Below are 17,347 nucleotides of genomic sequence, written 5' to 3'. Positions count from 1 at the left end.
ATTCACACGGGGTGGTAGCTCAGCCGGTCAGAGCAGCGGACTCATAATCCGTCGGTCGCGGGTTCAAGTCCCGCCCGCCCTACCACGCTTGACCAGGAACTTAGGCCCTGAACTGGCCTTTTGCCGCTATCGATCTTGACTGGCACATGCAGCTGGATGCAGCCAGACGCAGGTGTCTGCCAGTGGTCCCGGAATATACGCGGAATGGGATCACCAACGTTTGCCCAGGTCACCACGGACGTTCCGGAGGCTTCCGGAACGATTCCGGGGGCGCCGGAGCCACCACGACAAAGGACCCCGAGGGTTACCCGGGGTCCTTTGTTCTGTCTTGCCGTCAGGGATCTCACGCGGCGAGAGCTTCCAAGATCCGCTTGTTGGCTATCTCGTGCTGACCGTCGATGCACTTGGCATAGACCTTGAGGAGCACATCCACCCCGTGCCCGGCTCGTTGTGCCACCTCCGGCGCGTGAACCCCGGCATTCAGCCAGAGGGAGACCGCCGCATGCCGCAGGTCGTACGGCCGCTGCGCCAAAGGTGAGGCGACCTGGTCGGGAGTGAAGGCGTAGGAACGTGCTTGCTTCCAGACCATGGAGACCGCAGAGCCGGAGAAGGTCTGGCCCGTCCCTGTCCGAAACAGCCGCCCGTCTTCGGCGACGCCGTACCTGTCGATGTGGTCGCGCAGAATGGCTACCAGTTCCGGAGGGATCGGAACCACCCGCGTCGCCTTCTCATCCCGGTGCTTGAGTCCTCTCTCGTCGTTGGACTCCCCCGAGTCGGTGTAGCGCTTTTTGCTCTCCGGCCGGGTCGTCTCCAGAGTCAGGGTGCCCCATCCGGTTTTGGGGAGATGACAGTTCGCCTTACGCAGGCCGGACGCCTCAGCCGGGCGAAGGGCGGCGAAATACATGCAGGCGAACATGGCCGCCATCATCGGGCCACGACTACGACCCGCGTAGGTCACGGCGACCAGCAGCTCACGAGCCTGTTCGGGATTGATCACCGACCGACGATCGATCTCACCGTTGGCCTTGACCTTGCGGAACTTCACCCTGTGCATCGGATTTGCCGAAAGCTCTCCCAGCTCGACGGCGTACTCCAGGACGTGATGGAACACCGCCCGCTTGCGCCGGTAGGTCGAGGCCGCTGCCGCCTTGCCGTCCAGTCGCAGGGAGATGGCCTCCAGACCCGCGCGTGCGTGTTTGGGGTCCTCCAGCGAGTTGAGGGGCAGGGAGGCCGCCTCCAGCCACCGAAGGACCTGACGGACTTTCGGTGTGGGAGCCGGGCGGCGGTCCTCAGGGAGGAAGGAGTAATCGAGCAGTGTCCGTCTGATGTCCTCGTCGTCCGGGCGATCGGGCAGATCGTTGACCAAAACCGGCGTGACGCAAGCCAGAGTCTCAGTCATGCCCTCACGGGTCTTAGCCGCTGCGTGAGGCCACCAAGCTTGGACGTAGGCGACGGCGAGGGAGTACCAAGTGCGCGCGTCCTTGACCTCGATCATCGAAAGCGGGAGACCACTTTCCAGGCCGAACGCCTCACCGTTCTTGGCCTTCTGCCGCAGATCCGACAGGAAGCTCTCAGCAAGCCCTTTGGTCTTGAAGGTCTGAGACTTCTCACGATTGCCCACGGTCCAGCGAACGGTGTGGGAGACGATACGAGGTTTCTTACCAGCGCCCTGGGATTTGGTGTTGGTGCGAATCTCCCAGAACTTGACCTTGTACGAGGTTTTCACGCCGCCTCCCGGAGGGTTTCTAGCCAGGCTTCGAACTCGCTCCGGTAGAGCCGGATCTTGCCGTTGGGCAGCCGGATACCGGTGGGGAACTTGCCGATCTCGCGCCAGCGATAGAGGGTGCGTTCCGAGACATCGCGCAACTCGTCGAGGATCTCGGGAATGGTCATCAGCTCGTCTTTCTTCTTCACGCCGCCTCCCCCAGAGCCGGAGTTGCCAAAAGATCTGGGACGGGTCTGCCTTCCGCTCTGGCCCGCAGTTCATCGAGCCGGGCGCGGGTTCGGTGCCGGTTGGCCACACCGCGCATCAGCCGCAGGGCGAGCGGGGTACGGGTCGGGTCCTTGGCAGAGACCGGGCGCCAGATGTAGCGGTGTGGGTCGGTGGTGGTGTCGTCGGGTAGGCCGAGCATGTCGAGGACCCAGGCACGGCGGTCCTGTTTGTGCTCGCGCAGGGTCTTGTTGGACCACTTACGAGAGACCAGGACGCGGCGTCCGGCGTAGCCGAGGTGTTCGGCCTTGTGCGCCTTGCCCCGGCACTGGCCCGGCGTCATACCCGGCTTGGCGCCCTTAGGCTGCACGCCGTACCGCAGCCAGTTCGGGCAGGTGGGCGAGCAGGGTTCGTAGCGCAGCGCCTCGACCATCCGGGCGGCGTGGTCCCGGCGAGCGGCGTCATCGGTGGCGGGGTCCTCGGGGTCGAGGGTGTCGCCCAGGTTCTTGGTGAGGTACTTGGTCAGGTAGCCGATCCGCTTGTGAGCATTCGGGGTCCCGGCGAGGATGCCCTGCACGTCGACCTGATCGCCGAAGCGGACCACGTGCAGCGGTTCGGCCTCGTCGTCTTGGTCGAGTTGGTCGAGCGCCTGGTCCCAGGTGGGCAGGAGTTCGCCGGTGGCCGGGTCAAGGTAGTCGCCGGTTTGCCCGTCCAAGTACGGCTCGACGCGGTCGGCCCGCTCGGCCCACACCGGCAGGTGTTCGCCATCGAACGTCACCTTGTCGACCGCAGGCCACCACACCTGGTGGTAGGTGGCAGCGGCGATCTGCTTGATCTCGGCGCGGGGCAGGGTCCCGCGGATCGCCATATGCAGGTGCGGGGCAAACCGCTTCTGCGGTTCGACGGTGGCGAAGTACTGCACGTCATAGCCCGCCACCCGGCGCAGGTTCTGCACGAAGCGGTCCACCAGCTTGGAGAAGTGCAGCGCGTCGCGAGCCGCCCGCGCGTAGTCGTAGGTCGTGGGATCGACCGGCGCACCGTTCCGGACGCGCCCGTAGGACGGCAGGGTGAGCGTGACGAACAGCGAGGGCCGGTAGACCTTCCCGTCGGGAGCGGTGAAGGTCCGCCCGAGGGTGGTGTTCTGCCGTGCGCGCTTGGGCAGGTCCGGGGCGTCCTGGCGGCGCCGGGTGGATCGGGAGCGCTTCGGGGCCGTTCGCCCGCCCAGGACATTGCCGCGCATCCCGGCGGCGTTGATCTCCGTGTCGATGCCCGCGATGGCCTCGTCCCAGTCGGCGGTGTCCTCGCCGTCGCGTTCGGCTTGATCGCGCTTGGCCTGGACGTCGGCGCGGAACTCGATCAGCCACTTCTGGTCCTCGGTGGCCGGGTGGGGTTCGGCGACGGGTTCGGTCTCCAGGTGCCAGCCTTCCCGGCACTGGGCCTTGCGGAGCTGCTTGTTGCGCTGAGCACACGGTGGGCATTTGGCTTCGCTGGTGGTGCCGCAGGGGATGTCGAACGGCTCGATCGTGCCGGTGTGGGTGTCCAGGCGCTTGAGCTCGATGGGGCGGATGCATACCCCGTTGTGCTTGGCGACCTCGATCGCGACGTCCAGGGCCAGGGGCAGGGTGTCGCGCACCAGGCGGGGAAGCGTGCGATCGGCGCCGTTCGGAGAGGTAGGAGTTGAGGGGGTGGACGGGTGGGCGGTGTCGGTCACATGGCCTCCTTTCGGTCGAGCACGTCGGCGCACAGCCGGTAGGCGTCGCTGTAGGGGGCTTTGCGGAGTCGGGCAGAGTTCAGATCGACGATCACGACCATTTCGGCGAGATCAGAGCCGTCGACGGTTTGCAGGCGGCGGAACGGCAGGCCCTCGATCTGGTCGGCGGTGCCGTGGATGATGATCCGCATCAGGCCATCTCCTCCGTGAACGACAGGGGCAGGGTGTCAGCGGCGAACGCGGCCACCATGGCGCGGATATCGGCATCGGAGACGTAGCCGGCCCGGGCCCGGATCGGGTCGGGTGAGGTCTCCAGTCGGGTGTAGGCGATACCCGCGCCCTGCTCCGGGTCAGGGGAGATCAGGTCGGCCAGTGCGCCCCGATCCCGGGTCCCGTCGCCGAGGACCATGTCCACCTGTTCCGACTCGTCCAATCGGAGCGCGATCTTGTCGGGGAACAGGTTGCGGATACTGAGCACGTCCTTGCGCGGATCCTGAAGCGCGGCCAGGACGCCGACGCCGACCGCCCGCCCCTGCGTGGTCAGGGTCGCCAGGGCGGCCGAGATGCGCAGCTTGAGCCCCTTGTCGTTCTGGTAGGCGGTCAGGAACGCGATCTCATCAACGATGATCAGGATGAACGGGTCATCCACGGTGGGAGTGTGGTTGCGCTGGACTCCGGCGAACCGGCCCGCCCGCTCCTGCATCACCTTCACCGCCGCCTCTAACAGATCGGCGCAGTGGGCCGGATCAGCGGCGTACCGGTCGAACAGGTCCCGGCCGAAGGACAGCTCCATGAGCTTGGGATCCAGCGCCCAGATCTCGACCAGACGCGCCCGCTTGGCGGGCAGCAGGCCCCGGACTGCCGACCAGATGACCGAGCCCTTGCCCGCACCTGTCGCGCCCGCCACGAGAACGTGGGTGCCGTGGACCTTGAGCCTCCACGGGGTGCCGTCCTCGCGCTTGCCGATCTCGACCGGCCCGACCGAGGCGGCCGGAGGGATCGGGACAGCGGGCAGCGGAGTGGCCAGTGGGTCACGCCGGGGGAAGGTCAGCAGCAGGCGGCCCGACCGGGCGACCGTCACCCGGCACAAGGTCGCGCCGAACCCGTGCGCGAGGTGTTCGATCCGGTCGGACCAGTCGGTGACCGCTTGGCCCTTGAGCATCTTCACCGTGACCAGGTCGGCCCACGAGGTGCAGGTGACCTTGATCAGATGGGGCAGGTAGTCGCGGCCATGGACCTTCCGACTCAGTCCAGAGACGATCATCACCGATTGCCAGTGACGCCGGTAGACCCACACCAGCCGCCACCAGGCCAGCAGCCGCCAGCCCACCAGGCGAAGGAATGAGGGTCGATCGACCAGGCCCCAGACGGTGAGGCCGAGCAGGACCAGGGCGACCAGGGCAACGCCCCACTGCCAGCCGTACAGCCAGCCGAGCGCGCAGGGAACGGCGACGACAACCGAGGCGACCGGGTGACGCCATAGCAGCCGGACGACACCGGCCAGCAGGCGCCATACGAAGATGACGAGGGTCACGATCGCCGGGGTACGGACGACAGCCGGGCGGAACACCACGGCCGTGTCGGGGGTGGTGGAGACGAGGTGTTGCGCCTCGTCGCCGGGCAGTTTTTTGAACATTAGACTTGAGTCCTCTTCCTCGATGTGCTGTCCAGGGAGAACCGAGGGGCCGCCGGAATGCCAGTTCCAGCGGCCCCGCTTCATGTCAGGCCGCGTTTTCGTCGAGGCCGGGAAGTGCCGGGGTGATCGCCTGTGCCGCGTGGAGGCGTTCACAGTCGGCCAGGTAGCGCGCGGCAGCATTGAAGATCTCCCGGGCGAGGGTCACGTCCCGCTCGGTGACCGGCCCGCCGCCCGTGGTGGAAATCGACACCCATGCCTCAGCGGTGGACAGGCTCAGAAATGGCCGCTCGCGCTGAGCCCCCAGCACCTTGACCGACACGTCCGGGGTGTTGAACGAGACGCTGAGCCGGGTGCCGTTCTCATCGATCGACGCCGAGGCGTGGGTGTAGGGCCGGTACTCGTTCATGCCGCCACCTCCTTACCGGCCGGAGCCTGCTTGGCCGGGGCCGCAGCGGCGCGGGGAGCACGCATCGCCCGCGCCCGGATCGACCAGGCCAGACGGCCGGTGTTCTGGCCGACGTAGGGCGTGGCGGTCATGCCGTCGAACTCCACCGGCACGAACGGCGAGTCCGGCAGCGATGCCGGGGGAACCGGCTGAACCGGCGACAAGATCTTGACGGCGACGGTCTTCTGCGCGGCCTTCACGGTCGGGTCGGCGTCCATGACCGCGATCTGCCACACCGGCTCTCCGGCGGTCTTGTCGCGGGCCTGGACGAACCGGCCGTTGGTGGAGGCGTCGAAGTCCTTGACCGGCTCGACCTCGCCGACGACATAGCAGCCGTGCGGGAAGACCTGGTCGAAGCCGATCGCAATGGGGCCTTGGATAGCCATGGCTTGTTCTCCTGTCGTACTGTCGCTAACTCGTATTGTCGAGTTCGAAGCTACCCAGGAAACGAGCACTCGACAATACGAGTTTCCGAGATTTGATGTGACTTAGGTCACATCACAGCGTGTAGGCGTCTTCCAGCTCGTGCAACGCACCCGGAAGCGCGATGTCGATGACCAGCACAGGACGGCCCGAGGCATCGAAGACGCGCGCCATCACACCCAGCACCGCGGCCGACTTGCCCAGTCCCAGCACCTTGGCCTCTTCGAGCAAGGGGTGACGAGCGGCCAGCCGTTCCACGACATGATCCAGCCGCAGGCCCTTGACTCCTTGCAGGTGCTGACGAGCGCTTACGGTCAGCGGTGTCTGGCGGCCAAGGTCGGTTCCTTCGGCCAGCTCGATCGGACACCAGAAGGTGACCAGCTCGCACGGCTCGTCGGCCTCACTGAGCAGAACGCGGCGCATCACGACCGGCGCCCCCTCGGGCAGGGCTAGCATCGCCGCCACATTCCCTGGTGCAGGTCGCGCTCCCGCCGCGATGACCGCTCCGCCCTCACTGGCTTCCACTCGATCGAGTACGGCCCGGCCCGGCCGAGAGGAGTCACCCTCAGAGCTGGGCGGCGGAGTCTTCACATAGGAACCCTTGCCGTGCTCGCGGTCGATGATCCCTCGAAGCTGCAACACCTGAAGTGCTCGGACGACCGTAGGACGGCTGACCGCGAACTCGCGAACGAGCTGGGTTTCGGAAGGCAGCTGCGAACCGGGAGGGTAGGTGCCATCCGCGATCTTGCGCCGGATCGCGGTGACGATCTGCGCATACTTCGGAGGAGCGTACTCTTCATCAGATACGGACATGACAACAACCCAACTACTCGACTTGTCGTCAGCATAGACGTGGATGCTCGACTTGCATAGCTGATCAAAATCAGCGGGGAGAGTGTGGCGGTGCGGGCCCCTGGAGACCCCCTCCATCCTGTCGGCCCCATCGACCGCACCGCCACACTCGTTCTACCGGGCCTTCCCGGACAACAGGTTCGTCCAGTTCGCCCGAGCTTCAGCGATCGACCACCGATGGGTCTCATGGACCTGATGATCGTTTTCGAGTTGAACGATGCGCCGGATGAACGCTCGCCCGCCGCCCTCGCACAGCTCGTACACCGTGCTCCGGCAGGCACAGGTCCACTCCATCACCCGCACCCGCTCAAACGTCTGGTAGAAGCGCCACCAGACCAGCCGCACATGATCGCGCTGCGCCACTCCGAGATGCGGACTCAGGCACTCGTCGGGCGGAATCACGGCGCAGCCTAGGCGTTCGACACGGACGACGAGCTCTTCCTGCGGAGGTCTCCGTACCGGAACGCGACCCGGCGAGCGGCGCGAGCCGGGTCCATTGCCGGATGCCAGGCATAGGTGAAGCGCCTGCGCCGATCGTCCCAGCCGGTACGCCACCAGAACCGATCACCGTCACACCACACGACCAGCCCGACCCAGACCGACACCAGCGCCAGGCCGTACCCGTCGTGAACGTCGGCGGAGATCCCTCCACGCCGAAGTTCGGCTTGTAGGGACTCGGCCATATCCAGCGGCGAAACACTCCTGGACACCATCGGCCCTTCGCTCACGATGCACGCCCTCGCGAAGTTTCCAGGACACGAGATCCCTGGCACGTGGAGCAGTCGTCGCGCACGCGGAGAGAAGGAGCAGTCTCCCCGGGGCCGGCAATCAATCCGCGCCGAGGGCTGACGTACTTCCACCCCCGTCCCTCACAGGACACACACAGGTCGGCCATAAGGCTTCGCCCCTTCGAATCCGGCAATCTCCACAGCACCAGAGACAACCCCTACAGACGTCTGCTCGTCTATAGGAGTTTGAGTGCAACTCCTTTATGACTCCTCTAGAGGAGTTCGTCAAGCGTTATCGGGCGGGAAGCTCGTACGAGAGCACGTAGGCATCGCTGGACATCACCGTGTCGCACACCTCCACGGCGCGACCATCGACGGCGTAAGCCGTCCGGACCAGGTGAAACACCGGAACACCCGGAGCAAGCTTGAGCGCCCGCACCTCGTCGCGGAGCGGCATCCGAGAACGGATCTCCTCCACAAAGTGATCCAGCCGGTAGCCCAACTCCTCCAGCCGGGCATAGATCCCTCCCGGACCACTGTCCGGCTGCGCGATCCGCGTGTCCCGAGCGATCTCCGCTGGGATGTACGACACGGCCGTCTCCACCGGCTGGCCGTTGATCAGATATCGACGCGACCGGGCAATCACGCGATCTTCTGGGGTGATCCCGAGCCTCTCGACCACGTCCGCTGACGGCCGCTCTTCAGTGATTTTGATGGAGTCGACGGTTGGTTTCCCGCCCGCTCCTTCGGTCTCCGCGATGAACGCGGCCTTGCCCTCCTCGCGATGGCGACGAGCGAACCGGTCAGAAGCCAACCGGCGGACCGGAGGATGGGAACGGACAAAGACGCCGCGCCCGTGTTCAGCGACGGTCAGCCCCTCACCCTGCAGGACCTGAAGCGCGTTGCGAATGGTCATCCGCGCGACGCCGTAATGTTGCATGAGCTGAGCTTCTGAGGGCACCTTGTCACCTTCGGCGAGAATGCCCTGCTCGATCGCATGCCTGATGTGATCGGCGATCTGCCGGAAGACGGCCCGGTCGCTGGTCGGGTCCAGATCCGGCAACGGCAGCTCGGCCACGACCACTCCTCAACTCGTACATACATGTACCGCAGTCCGAGAATAGCGATCAGCAGCCCCGGAGGACATCCGATGGATCACCACAACACGCAGCACTCCGTCAGCGTGGCAGGCGTGATCATCGACGACCAGGGCCGGGCCCTCCTCACCCAGCGCCGAGACAACGGCCACTGGGAAGCACCTGGCGGAGTCCTGGAGCGCGACGAGGACATCACCAGCGGCCTGCTCCGGGAGATCCACGAAGAGACCGGCTTGACCGTCGAGCCCGTCACCCTGACCGGCGTCTACAAGAACATGACCCGCAGCATCGTCGCCCTGGTCTTCCGCTGCAAAGTCATCGGTGGCCACCTCACCGAGACCGACGAGGCCCGAGCCTTCCGCTGGGTCACCGCAGACGAGGTCCAGGAACTCGCATCCGAGGCATTCGCCATCCGTGTCCTCGACGCCATGCACCAAGACCAGGCACCGGCCATCCGCAGCCACGACGGCGTTCGCCTACTCGGGACGTCACAACTCCACGAGTGACCTTGCCGAATTGTTCTCATGGGTATCAAGGCGGCGGCGCGGCGCGCCGCCGCACGGCCCGTCGCCCGAACGCCGCCCGAGCGTGCGGCGTGGGCGCCGGTCTCGGCCGGCGGCGGGACCACGGGCCGCCCACCGCACCACCCGCCCGCCGTACCAACCCCTCAGCCGCCGCACCTGGGCCGCACCGCCGCCAGGTCAGCCCGGGTCGTCCCCGAAGTACGGACGTCGCCGTTGCCGCCACCACGGCCAGTCAGGCGAGGCACGAAGGTCCGATGTCGTCCTGGCGAGAAAGCTTCTGTCGATGGGGAGCACCAGGCTGTAGAGATACGGCCTGGCCCAGCGCGGCAAGGCGACGAGCACCCGTTCGAGCTCCCCGCGCGGATCGTCCTCCCACGAACACCCAGGACACGAGCACGTGGGTAAGAGCCGGGTGCTGGTGCCGGGGACGACCTCCCGTGTCCAGGCCAGTAGCCTCACGGCCACCTCACCTGGCTCCAGGAGGGTGTGTTCCAGGGCGATCACCGCAGCCATAGGCCGAGCGGTGAGACCGGGGACCTGATGAATCGAGGCCCTGTGGGTTCCGCACCTCAACCGGCGTGCGCGGACCTCGGAGGGGCGCCTACGCGGCATGGCCCTTTCTGATCAGTGTCATGAGCCGATGATCGCACTCCAGGAAGGAGATCTCCAGCCCTGGCCCGTTGGACTGCTGCCCTCACGATCGCCCGGCGGTGGCTGATCTCCGTAGGGGTTGGGGGCGATCGACGGTCCGGGGTTTCGTTCCTCAACCCCGGCCCACCGAGCTCGCACAAGCGGCCACGCGATAACCGGCGGCAACAGGCAGGGAGTCACCTCACGAACTGCTAGGCGTCCTCATCCACGTAACTCCACTTCTCGATCGCCCATGGAGCCGATCGCGACGACCTTCGAGCCGCGTAGCCACAGGACAGACCGGCGGTCTCCTCGATGCTGGGATCACGGTCCACCAGGTGGCGAACATGGCTGATGACTGAGGCCGCGGGGTCGCTCGCATCGGTCACGTCATCTCCGATCAGCCAATCGCCGTCATCATCGTGGATCACAATGAGTGCCGGAAGCTCCCCGTCGACGACCGTACGTTGCACAACGGCCCCAAGTTCGGACGGGAACCTCCCACCGCTGAAGGGAAACGGCACTTGCCTGACGATCTCGCTCATGCCCATAGCCTCTCAGCCGTGCCCGTTGCGTGCCCGTCAGAAGAGTGATCAAGGGAGACTCACGGGGAACCACGGGTAATTGGAACCCTCCCTCGCAGGTCAGCGTTTCACCAGCTCAGCGGCCAGGCGCGATAGAGACTTCCCAAGCTGATAGTGCGAGTTGCCTGCCAAGTAAGATCAATCGATCTTCCGTAGTCTTGCCGCATCTCCTGGCTTGTCCGTCATCTTGATGTCAGTCTTACCCCTCGCTACCTGACCAGGATTGTTCACATGGGTCTCTTCTTTGAGTACTACCGCGCTACCGATCGTGAGGCGGCACTCGTCCGGCCGGAAGCCTCGCGTGCGATCGAAGAACCCCATGGGGTTTCCGGGTTCGACGTGGTGGAAACCAAGTGGATTGACACGTGGGGGACCTTGAACAAGCTGGTGGCGCTCATCGCTGATGTCGACCTGTCCACAGAGCTGGTCGCCACAGTGCGCCTGTACCCCTTGTATCCCGACCCGGTGCCGCAGACTGATGAGGAGTGGGACGCCCTGCCGGAGGACTCGCCTTACCTCAGCAGCGTGGGTATCGAAGAGCTGTCGGTGAATGTGCGTGATCTGCTCGCCGACGCGGACGATGCACGCCTGCCGAGACTGGTGGAGCGCTGGGCGAAGATCGAGGAGTTCTCGCACTTCAGCTCGGTTGACATGGAGTATCTGATGTCCGTAGCGGAGGGTCTTGTTGGGTTGTCCCGTCGTGCGAAGGAGCATGGTCAGCAGCTCTACTGCTGGTCGTGTGCCTGACCGGGACGGTCGTCGAGCAGATCGGCCAGGCTGCCCGTCGGGCCATTAGCGGGCCATTAAGGGCGGTCAACAGGGGGCAGTCATGGTCACTCGTGGGAAGCCTTCCGCCCAGCTCACGGCCTGTACGGTCCGAGATCGGACCGATTTGCAAGCAGGGTGTCAGTCGTGTAGTCCTGTATCACGATCGCCTGTAAGTGGCTGATGACATGCAGTGGTTGGGGGCGATCGACGATCCGGTGCTTCGTCCCTCAGCACCGGCTCACCGGGTCTCATAGCGACAAGAGGGATACTCTGACGGTGCCGGACCAAGCCCGATTGCCGAGAGCCCTCACAAAGCGTCGGATCTCAAGATCCGGAACATACGCGGATTGCCTTCATGAGCCCCGGACGACACACCGACCAAAGTGCCAGGTGAGAGCACCGCAGAGGCCAAAAGAGGCCGTCCACTCATAATCCGTCGGTCGCGGGTTCAAGTCCCGCCCGCCCTACCACGCTTGACCAGGAACCGCGATGGACGGCCTGGACGCGGAGACGGCCGAGAAGGCCACGGCGCAGATCAGCGCGCAGCCGGAACTCGCGTGGCGGGTCCACGTCCGCGAAGAGCTGGGCGTCGACCCTGACGATCTCCCCTCCCCGTACGTGGTGGCCCTCTCCTCCTTCACCGCCTTCGCCGCCGGTGTGATCATCCCGGTGCTACCGTTCATCTTCGGCACCTCGGGCCTGCTCGTGGCGGCCGTTGTCAGCGTCTTCGGACTGCTTGTCGCTGGAGGCATCGTCGCCCGGCTCACCGCGCCCCTGGTGGGCCGGCGCTCTGCGCCAACTGGCGCTCGGCGGGCTCGCCGCCGCAACCACCTTCGGAATCGGAAGCCTGGTGGGAGCCGGGCTCACCTGAGAGGAACAGCAACCCATGGGAATCAGGGAAGAGATGCCGCTGCTCGCCCGACACGAAGGCGAGTGGGAAGGCACCTACACCTACGTGGATCCCGACGGCACGGTCGTCGACCGCCATCACGCCCGGCTCACCTGCACCCTGCCGGACAGCGGAGACTGGGACTACTACCAGATCAACCGCTACACCTGGGAGGACGGCCGTACCGAGGAGCATCGCTTCCCCGGCACCTACCTGGGCCAGGGCCGCTGCGCTTTCGACACCGAGCGAATCAAAGGCGAGTTCTGGGCCGTCGACGACGACACGATCTACCTGTCATGGATCTACAAGGAGACAGACGCCGACCTCAGGCTGTTCGAACTGATCGTGCTGAGCCCGGACGGCAACACCCGCAACCGGGTCTGGCAGTGGATCCGCGGCGGGAAATGCATCCAGCGAACCCTGATCGACGAGACCCGCGTCCCGTCATGAAAGCCGGCCGTCGATCGCCAACGGCGTACGCGAGTCCGCCTCGGCCACTCCCTCCGCCGTCGCCGTGGGCGTCGGCGAGAGCCTGATGGCCACCGCCGAACTCGATCTCCGAACCCTGCGCCGCTACCGCGCGCGGCCGGGCATGGGGAACCTGCCGGCCCGTGCCACGCCGGCGCTCTGGACGCGGGAGTACGGCAGGCACGAGGAAGAGCAGCCGGACGAGCTGGGCGATACCGTACCGGAGATGGCCTGGTTCTCCCAACGCCAGCGCGCGACGATCGAACAGCTACGGAAAGCAGGGGTGATCATGTGACGTACCAGGTCCGTGACCCGCGCACGGGCAAGGTCGAGCGCGACCTGTGCCCGCCCAGTGCGACCGAACTGTCTCAGCTGGCCACCCGCCTACGCGCTGCCCAGCCTGGCTGGGCAGCGCTCTCGCCCGAGGCTCGCGGGGCGGCGTTGTCGGCCTGGCGGAAGGAGATCGCCGCTGCCGAGCCCACCCTGCTCGCCGCACTGATCGCCGATACCGGCCGATACGCGGAATCGGTCATTGAGGTGCGCAGCGTGCTGGGCATGCTGGAGCGTTGGGCCACCCTGGCACCCACGCTCCTGACGCCCGGAGCTCCGCAGGCGGCAGCCGTACCAGGCATCGAGGTCTGCCAGGCCCTGGTTCCCTACCCGCTGACCGGAGTCATCAGCCCCTGGAACTTCCCGCTGCTCCTCGGGCTGATCGACGCCATCCCGGCGCTGGCCGCGGGCAGTGCCGTCCTGGCCAAGCCGAGCGAGGTGACCCCGCGTTTCGTCGCACCGCTCATGGAGACCATCCGGCGGGTGCCCCCGCTCGCCGAGGTGGTGGCCTTCGTCGAAGGCGACGGCGCGACCGGTGCGGAACTGGTCGGGCTGGTCGACGTACTGGCCTTCACCGGCAGCGTACCCACGGGTCGCGCGGTCGGAGCCGCCGCGGCGGCAGCCTTCATCCCCGCATTCCTGGAGCTCGGCGGTAAGGATCCGGCCATCGTACTGGCAGGCTCCGACCTGGAGCGGGCCAGCTCGGCCATCCTCTGGGGCGCGACCGCCAATGCCGGACAGTCGTGCCTGTCGATCGAGCGAGTGTACGTCGAGGAAGCGGACTTCGAGCAGTTCGTCGCCCTCCTTACGGCCAAGGCCGAGCGGCTACGGCTGGCGAGGCCGGGCCCGGCCGACGGGCAGATCGGGCCGCTGATCGACCCCGGCCAGGCACTCGTCATCGAACGGCACCTGGACGACGCCTTCTCCAAAGGGGCCGTCGCCCGCTGCGGCGGGACCGTCGAGACACTGGATGGCGGCCGGTGGTGCAAGCCGACCGTGCTCACCGGAGTGGATCACGGCATGCTGGTGATGACGGAAGAGACATTCGGCCCGGTCATCCCCGTCATGCCGGTCTCGGACGCGCGGCACGCCGTACAGCTGGCCAACGACTCCGCCTTCGGCCTGTCGGCGGCCGTCTTCGCCCAGCAGCTCGACACGGCCCGGGTTGTCGCGGCTCAGCTCCAGGTCGGCGCGGTGAGCGTCAACGACGCGGCGCTGACAGCCTTCATCCACGATGGGGCGAAGAACTCCTTCAAGTTTTCGGGACTGGGTGGCTCCCGAATGGGTCCGGCCTCGCTGTTCCGCTTCGTCCGGCAGCAGGCTCACCTCGTCAACAGATCACCCGAGCCGGACCCGTGGTGGCATCTGTGAGCTGGTGGCCCCGGCGCTCAGGCCCGCATCCGGGATCGCTGTGGATCCTTCAGCCGCCGATGGTTGGCGCCCTCTGGCCGTGACACGCATGGTCGCGCCCCAGCATGAGGATATTCGCGGGTAGAGCGACAGAAAGCGTCGTGTCCCGACAGGGAGCGCCACTTACCGAGGATTCTCATAATCCGTTTGGCGGCGGAGTGATGTGGCCTCAGAGGGACACGATCTGATGGACCACGTGGGGGCGGACGAAGAGTTCGTCATTGGTGCCATCAACGGTCCCGGGCGGGGACGCGCCGAACTCCGCCTCAAGGGCCTCCCTTGTCTCCGCCGACCGAAGCGTCGCGAACGCCGCCTCAAGCGCCCCCGGAGACTCCATCTTCACGATTGAAACGACGGATTCGCCGTCTTCGGCAAGCCAGCAATCGGCTGAGAGGCATCCGGTCGCGCTGCGGAAGACCCGGGCGACTCCTTCCACGTGCCTGGCGAACTGATCGCGATAGTGGGCGTACGGATAGTGATAGGCGATGAAGCCTGTCTTCATTGCGACCTCCTCATATACGGTGCCGTATATTAAGGACGATAGCCCCACATATACGCTGCCGTATAGATGTCGGGTGTGTGAGAGGAGTCACGTCGTGGGTGCGATTAGGACACCTCGCGAAGCATGGGTCGAGCAGGGCCTGAAGGCCTTGGCAGAAGGCGGTCCGGATGCGGTGCGGGTCGAGGCTCTCGCCAAGGCGCTCGGGGTGACCAAGGGCGGCTTCTATGGATACTTCGCGGACCGGAACGCACTGCTTGAGGAGATGTTGGAAGCCTGGGAGCGGGAGAGTATCGACGATGTCCTCAGCAGGATCCAGGAGGAGGGCGGTGATCCGCGAGCCAAGATCCAGCTGGCCGGTCGGCTCACCCTTTCCCCCGACCGGCTGCTCCCGATCGATCTCGCCATCCGTGACTGGGCCCGGTATGACGTGGCCGTCGCCGTACGGCTGCGCCGGGTGGACAACCGGCGAATGGCTCTGCTGCGCGAGATGATCGGCACCTTCTGCTCCGATCCGGATGAGGTCGAGGCCCGCAGCCTGCTGGCGTTTTGTACGGCGATCGGCAGTCACTTCCTCGCCGCGGAGCACCTCGGCCGCAACCGCGAGGAGGTCATCGCCCGGGCGGTCGACATCCTTCTGGCAACGTGATCGACACGAGTGAGCATGCCGACTTCGAAGTGGTCATCGAGGATGAGCACAACTGTGAGTGCCAGGGGGGCAGCAGTGACCTGACGAGCAGGTTGCAGTGGTTTGGAAATTCCTGAAGGCCTGGTGGGCCCACACTCTCGTCGACCCGGATCCCGCTGTGCCCGCGCACGAAGTTCTCGCACTGTGCCATGAAGCCTCTGCCACACTCAGCCCCTGGCTGCACGTCCGGGAAGCGCAGACGTCCAGCGTGGCCGACCACCACCTGGCCAAAGCGGTGACGCGCTCCAGTGAGGCTTCATTCGACGGAATAGGTCAACGTGTAGCGGGCGCCTCCGGGTGCCGAGAAGTAGGCATGCCGTGTGCCGAGTCCCATTTCATCAGAGCTGATGACTCGCGTGCCGATCTCGTCGTCCGCCCCCAGCTCCTCGTCGTACAGCTTCACGATGACGAAGTCGGAAAAGGCCCGCCGGTAGTTGACGACGCGCGAGTCTCCCGCGTCCATTCCCGAGGCGCTCCACACGTTCTCGCCATTGAATGTGATGATCGGTTCGTCGCCGCCGAGGTCATCGGGCGTCTCGCAGTAGAGAGTTTCGAGGAAGAGCGAGGCCAGATCTCGCCGGCCGGACTTGTCCGAACCGTCTGACGAGGCGGACAGGAGGTTGAGCAGTATCTCGCTGAGCCGATCTGTGGGACGCAACGTCACACCGACGGAGAGCGTCAGCTGCGGCGCTGCTCCGCTCGCTGGCGAGGCTGTCGGCTGTTTGGGCTCGGTCACGGGTGTCGTCTCCTCACCGGGATGATTTGTGGACGTGTCAGTCGGTGTCTGGCCTTGGGCGGCCGTGGTGGTCGCCGGCGGAGCCACCGTGAACGCGATCTGGTCTTCGAAGGCGGGCCAGTTCCGGCCCATCGTCATCTTGTGCGGGCTCTGCAGGGCGGGGATCTGTTTGCAGGCCGAGGACATCACTTCGTCGTAGTCGGCCCCGAAGGTCTCACCGTCCCACTGTTCGAGCAGGGCCGCGGTGAACAGCCCGTGCCCGTGCTGCTCGGCGGCGGTCTGATTGTCCATGCATGCGGCAAGCAAGATGATGCTCGCGTCGGGGGTGAGCTCGGTTGCCCTCGGGGTGCTCCGGCGAATCCTGCGATACATGTCGCCTTGCTTGGCTTCGATGCGCTTCTGGACTGCCGGCGGGATCTCTCGCACCTTAGGGGGCGCGGCCGCGGCACCCGGCCCCGCGAAGTCCCTGCTGCGCACGTGCGGAGCGACTTTGGCGAAGGCGGCGGTGATCTCGCGTTCGCGCAGCAGTTTTTCGGCCGCGGCACGGATGACTGTGCCGCTGTGGCAGCTGTCCGAGACGATGACGACCCGGACGCCGGCTGCGAACCCGGACAGCGCCACCCGCAACTCGTCATCGAGCAGTTGGCGGTCGTACAGGACCCAGGTCTCGTCTTTCCGGTCGGGCTCCTCGTTGTCCAGGTCCGTGAGCTGCGCGCCGTGTCCGGCGTACGTCATCACGAAGATGTCGCCGTCGGCCATGGAGCTTGCGGCTCGGCTGATCTCGCCCAGAACCGCCTTCGTCGTGGCCTCCTGGGTGAGGAGGACCTTCGTGTCGTATCCGAGCTTCCGGGCGACCTTTTCCAGCGCGACGGCATCGTTTTCGGGGGCCTCCAGTGCGCCGTCCCAGTCTTCGTAGGCGTTGCGATCCACGCCGTTGAGCCCGACGTGCACGGCGATTCCCGCCACGGGTCGGCTCCTTTCTGCACGGTGGTAAGACGA

Annotated in this window: 21 protein-coding genes, 1 tRNA gene and 1 pseudogene; 8 read left to right on the top strand and 15 right to left on the bottom strand. The window is 66.0% G+C overall.

What is annotated here, in order from left to right:
* The first annotated feature begins 8 nt into the window (after nt 1-8).
* A tRNA-Ile gene (locus tag ACFY2X_RS11465) sits at nt 9-85 on the top strand.
* A 258-nt stretch (nt 86-343) separates the two neighbouring features.
* Here ACFY2X_RS11465 and ACFY2X_RS11460 read toward each other — a convergent pair.
* The 11 genes from ACFY2X_RS11460 to ACFY2X_RS11410 all read right to left on the bottom strand — a co-directional run bounded on the left by ACFY2X_RS11460 (nt 344) and on the right by ACFY2X_RS11410 (nt 8,803).
* Complete coding sequence (locus tag ACFY2X_RS11460) at nt 344-1,726, bottom strand: tyrosine-type recombinase/integrase (protein WP_389936010.1); 1,383 nt, start codon at nt 1,724-1,726, stop codon at nt 344-346.
* The gene (locus ACFY2X_RS11455) at nt 1,723-1,914 is read right to left on the bottom strand and encodes a helix-turn-helix transcriptional regulator (RefSeq protein ID WP_389936007.1); all 192 of its coding nucleotides are present in this window, start codon (nt 1,912-1,914) and stop codon (nt 1,723-1,725) included. Before ACFY2X_RS11455 ends, ACFY2X_RS11460 begins: the two co-directional genes overlap by 4 nt.
* Nucleotides 1,911-3,641 (bottom strand): replication initiator, encoded by a 1,731-nt coding sequence (locus tag ACFY2X_RS11450; RefSeq protein ID WP_389936004.1) that lies wholly within the window; start codon nt 3,639-3,641, stop codon nt 1,911-1,913. The genes ACFY2X_RS11455 and ACFY2X_RS11450 overlap by 4 nt, the downstream gene beginning before the upstream one ends.
* Nucleotides 3,638-3,832, bottom strand: a complete 195-nt coding sequence (locus ACFY2X_RS11445; protein WP_389936001.1) for a hypothetical protein — start codon at nt 3,830-3,832, stop codon at nt 3,638-3,640. Before ACFY2X_RS11445 ends, ACFY2X_RS11450 begins: the two co-directional genes overlap by 4 nt.
* Entirely contained in the window at nt 3,832-5,277 is a 1,446-nt protein-coding gene (locus ACFY2X_RS11440) for an FtsK/SpoIIIE domain-containing protein (protein ID WP_389935998.1), read from the bottom strand. The genes ACFY2X_RS11445 and ACFY2X_RS11440 overlap by 1 nt, the downstream gene beginning before the upstream one ends.
* An 85-nt stretch (nt 5,278-5,362) precedes the next feature.
* Nucleotides 5,363-5,683, bottom strand: coding sequence for a hypothetical protein (locus tag ACFY2X_RS11435; protein ID WP_389935995.1), 321 nt, complete (start codon nt 5,681-5,683; stop codon nt 5,363-5,365).
* Nucleotides 5,680-6,108, bottom strand: coding sequence for a plasmid replication, integration and excision activator (locus tag ACFY2X_RS11430; RefSeq protein WP_389935992.1), 429 nt, complete (start codon nt 6,106-6,108; stop codon nt 5,680-5,682). The genes ACFY2X_RS11435 and ACFY2X_RS11430 overlap by 4 nt, the downstream gene beginning before the upstream one ends.
* A gap of 112 nt (nt 6,109-6,220) precedes the next feature.
* Nucleotides 6,221-7,075, bottom strand: coding sequence for a GntR family transcriptional regulator (locus ACFY2X_RS11425; protein WP_389935988.1), 855 nt, complete (start codon nt 7,073-7,075; stop codon nt 6,221-6,223).
* A 36-nt stretch (nt 7,076-7,111) separates the two neighbouring features.
* Nucleotides 7,112-7,399, bottom strand: a complete 288-nt coding sequence (locus ACFY2X_RS11420; protein ID WP_389935986.1) for a hypothetical protein — start codon at nt 7,397-7,399, stop codon at nt 7,112-7,114.
* 8 nt (nt 7,400-7,407) lie between these two features.
* Entirely contained in the window at nt 7,408-7,725 is a 318-nt protein-coding gene (locus ACFY2X_RS11415; RefSeq protein ID WP_389935984.1) for a hypothetical protein, read from the bottom strand.
* 292 nt (nt 7,726-8,017) lie between these two features.
* The gene (locus ACFY2X_RS11410; protein WP_389935982.1) at nt 8,018-8,803 is read right to left on the bottom strand and encodes a GntR family transcriptional regulator; all 786 of its coding nucleotides are present in this window, start codon (nt 8,801-8,803) and stop codon (nt 8,018-8,020) included.
* 72 nt (nt 8,804-8,875) lie between these two features.
* Between ACFY2X_RS11410 and ACFY2X_RS11405 the strand changes: the two genes are divergently transcribed.
* Complete coding sequence (locus ACFY2X_RS11405; RefSeq protein ID WP_389935979.1) at nt 8,876-9,328, top strand: NUDIX hydrolase; 453 nt, start codon at nt 8,876-8,878, stop codon at nt 9,326-9,328.
* Between the two features lie 195 nt (nt 9,329-9,523).
* On the opposite strand, the gene ACFY2X_RS11400 is transcribed toward ACFY2X_RS11405, so the two are convergent.
* Together ACFY2X_RS11400 and ACFY2X_RS11395 are read right to left on the bottom strand one after the other, a co-directional pair.
* A complete protein-coding gene (locus tag ACFY2X_RS11400; RefSeq protein ID WP_389935976.1) occupies nt 9,524-9,859 on the bottom strand; it encodes a hypothetical protein in 336 nt (111 codons plus the stop codon).
* 329 nt (nt 9,860-10,188) lie between these two features.
* Nucleotides 10,189-10,521: a hypothetical protein gene (locus tag ACFY2X_RS11395; protein WP_389935974.1), complete on the bottom strand. Its 333-nt coding sequence runs from the start codon at nt 10,519-10,521 to the stop codon at nt 10,189-10,191.
* A 270-nt stretch (nt 10,522-10,791) separates the two neighbouring features.
* On the opposite strand from ACFY2X_RS11395, the gene ACFY2X_RS11390 reads away from it, so the two are divergent.
* The 5 genes and pseudogenes from ACFY2X_RS11390 (at nt 10,792) to ACFY2X_RS11370 (ending at nt 14,386) form a co-directional block, all read left to right on the top strand.
* Entirely contained in the window at nt 10,792-11,307 is a 516-nt protein-coding gene (locus tag ACFY2X_RS11390) for a hypothetical protein (RefSeq protein WP_389935971.1), read from the top strand.
* A 510-nt stretch (nt 11,308-11,817) separates the two neighbouring features.
* Nucleotides 11,818-12,051, top strand: a pseudogene (locus tag ACFY2X_RS11385) (VIT1/CCC1 transporter family protein); the annotation flags it as partial.
* 163 nt (nt 12,052-12,214) lie between these two features.
* A complete protein-coding gene (locus ACFY2X_RS11380; protein WP_389935968.1) occupies nt 12,215-12,667 on the top strand; it encodes a DUF3598 family protein in 453 nt (150 codons plus the stop codon).
* A gap of 64 nt (nt 12,668-12,731) precedes the next feature.
* Entirely contained in the window at nt 12,732-12,980 is a 249-nt protein-coding gene (locus ACFY2X_RS11375; RefSeq protein ID WP_389935965.1) for a hypothetical protein, read from the top strand.
* On the top strand, nt 12,977-14,386 hold the full coding sequence (locus ACFY2X_RS11370) for an aldehyde dehydrogenase family protein (protein ID WP_389935962.1): 1,410 nt from the start codon (nt 12,977-12,979) through the stop codon (nt 14,384-14,386). The genes ACFY2X_RS11375 and ACFY2X_RS11370 overlap by 4 nt, the downstream gene beginning before the upstream one ends.
* A gap of 208 nt (nt 14,387-14,594) precedes the next feature.
* Here the strand turns inward: ACFY2X_RS11370 and ACFY2X_RS11365 are convergent, their stop codons facing one another.
* Nucleotides 14,595-14,927, bottom strand: coding sequence for a hypothetical protein (locus tag ACFY2X_RS11365; protein WP_389935959.1), 333 nt, complete (start codon nt 14,925-14,927; stop codon nt 14,595-14,597).
* Between the two features lie 94 nt (nt 14,928-15,021).
* On the opposite strand from ACFY2X_RS11365, the gene ACFY2X_RS11360 reads away from it, so the two are divergent.
* Nucleotides 15,022-15,573: a TetR/AcrR family transcriptional regulator gene (locus ACFY2X_RS11360; RefSeq protein ID WP_389935956.1), complete on the top strand. Its 552-nt coding sequence runs from the start codon at nt 15,022-15,024 to the stop codon at nt 15,571-15,573.
* A gap of 295 nt (nt 15,574-15,868) precedes the next feature.
* Here the strand turns inward: ACFY2X_RS11360 and ACFY2X_RS11355 are convergent, their stop codons facing one another.
* Entirely contained in the window at nt 15,869-17,314 is a 1,446-nt protein-coding gene (locus ACFY2X_RS11355) for a caspase family protein (RefSeq protein WP_389935953.1), read from the bottom strand.
* Nucleotides 17,315-17,347 lie beyond the last annotated feature (33 nt).

The organism is Streptosporangium sp. NPDC000396 (assembly GCF_042898655.1).
Taxonomy (GTDB): Bacteria; Actinomycetota; Actinomycetes; order Streptosporangiales; family Streptosporangiaceae; genus Streptosporangium.
The sequence above is the reverse complement of the archived record's forward strand: the minus strand, read 5'-3'. Positions and strand labels throughout refer to the sequence as shown.

Coding starts and splice junctions, on each gene's coding strand:
- ACFY2X_RS11445 (WP_389936001.1), bottom strand. CDS start 3,832: ATGCGGATCATCATCCACGGCACCGCCGACCAGATCGAGGGCCTGCCG.
- ACFY2X_RS11365 (WP_389935959.1), bottom strand. CDS start 14,927: ATGAAGACAGGCTTCATCGCCTATCACTATCCGTACGCCCACTATCGC.
- ACFY2X_RS11435 (WP_389935995.1), bottom strand. CDS start 5,683: ATGAACGAGTACCGGCCCTACACCCACGCCTCGGCGTCGATCGATGAG.
- ACFY2X_RS11440 (WP_389935998.1), bottom strand. CDS start 5,277: ATGTTCAAAAAACTGCCCGGCGACGAGGCGCAACACCTCGTCTCCACC.
- ACFY2X_RS11390 (WP_389935971.1), top strand. CDS start 10,792: ATGGGTCTCTTCTTTGAGTACTACCGCGCTACCGATCGTGAGGCGGCA.
- ACFY2X_RS11380 (WP_389935968.1), top strand. CDS start 12,215: ATGGGAATCAGGGAAGAGATGCCGCTGCTCGCCCGACACGAAGGCGAG.
- ACFY2X_RS11395 (WP_389935974.1), bottom strand. CDS start 10,521: ATGAGCGAGATCGTCAGGCAAGTGCCGTTTCCCTTCAGCGGTGGGAGG.
- ACFY2X_RS11405 (WP_389935979.1), top strand. CDS start 8,876: ATGGATCACCACAACACGCAGCACTCCGTCAGCGTGGCAGGCGTGATC.
- ACFY2X_RS11400 (WP_389935976.1), bottom strand. CDS start 9,859: ATGGCTGCGGTGATCGCCCTGGAACACACCCTCCTGGAGCCAGGTGAG.
- ACFY2X_RS11430 (WP_389935992.1), bottom strand. CDS start 6,108: ATGGCTATCCAAGGCCCCATTGCGATCGGCTTCGACCAGGTCTTCCCG.
- ACFY2X_RS11425 (WP_389935988.1), bottom strand. CDS start 7,075: ATGGAGGGGGTCTCCAGGGGCCCGCACCGCCACACTCTCCCCGCTGAT.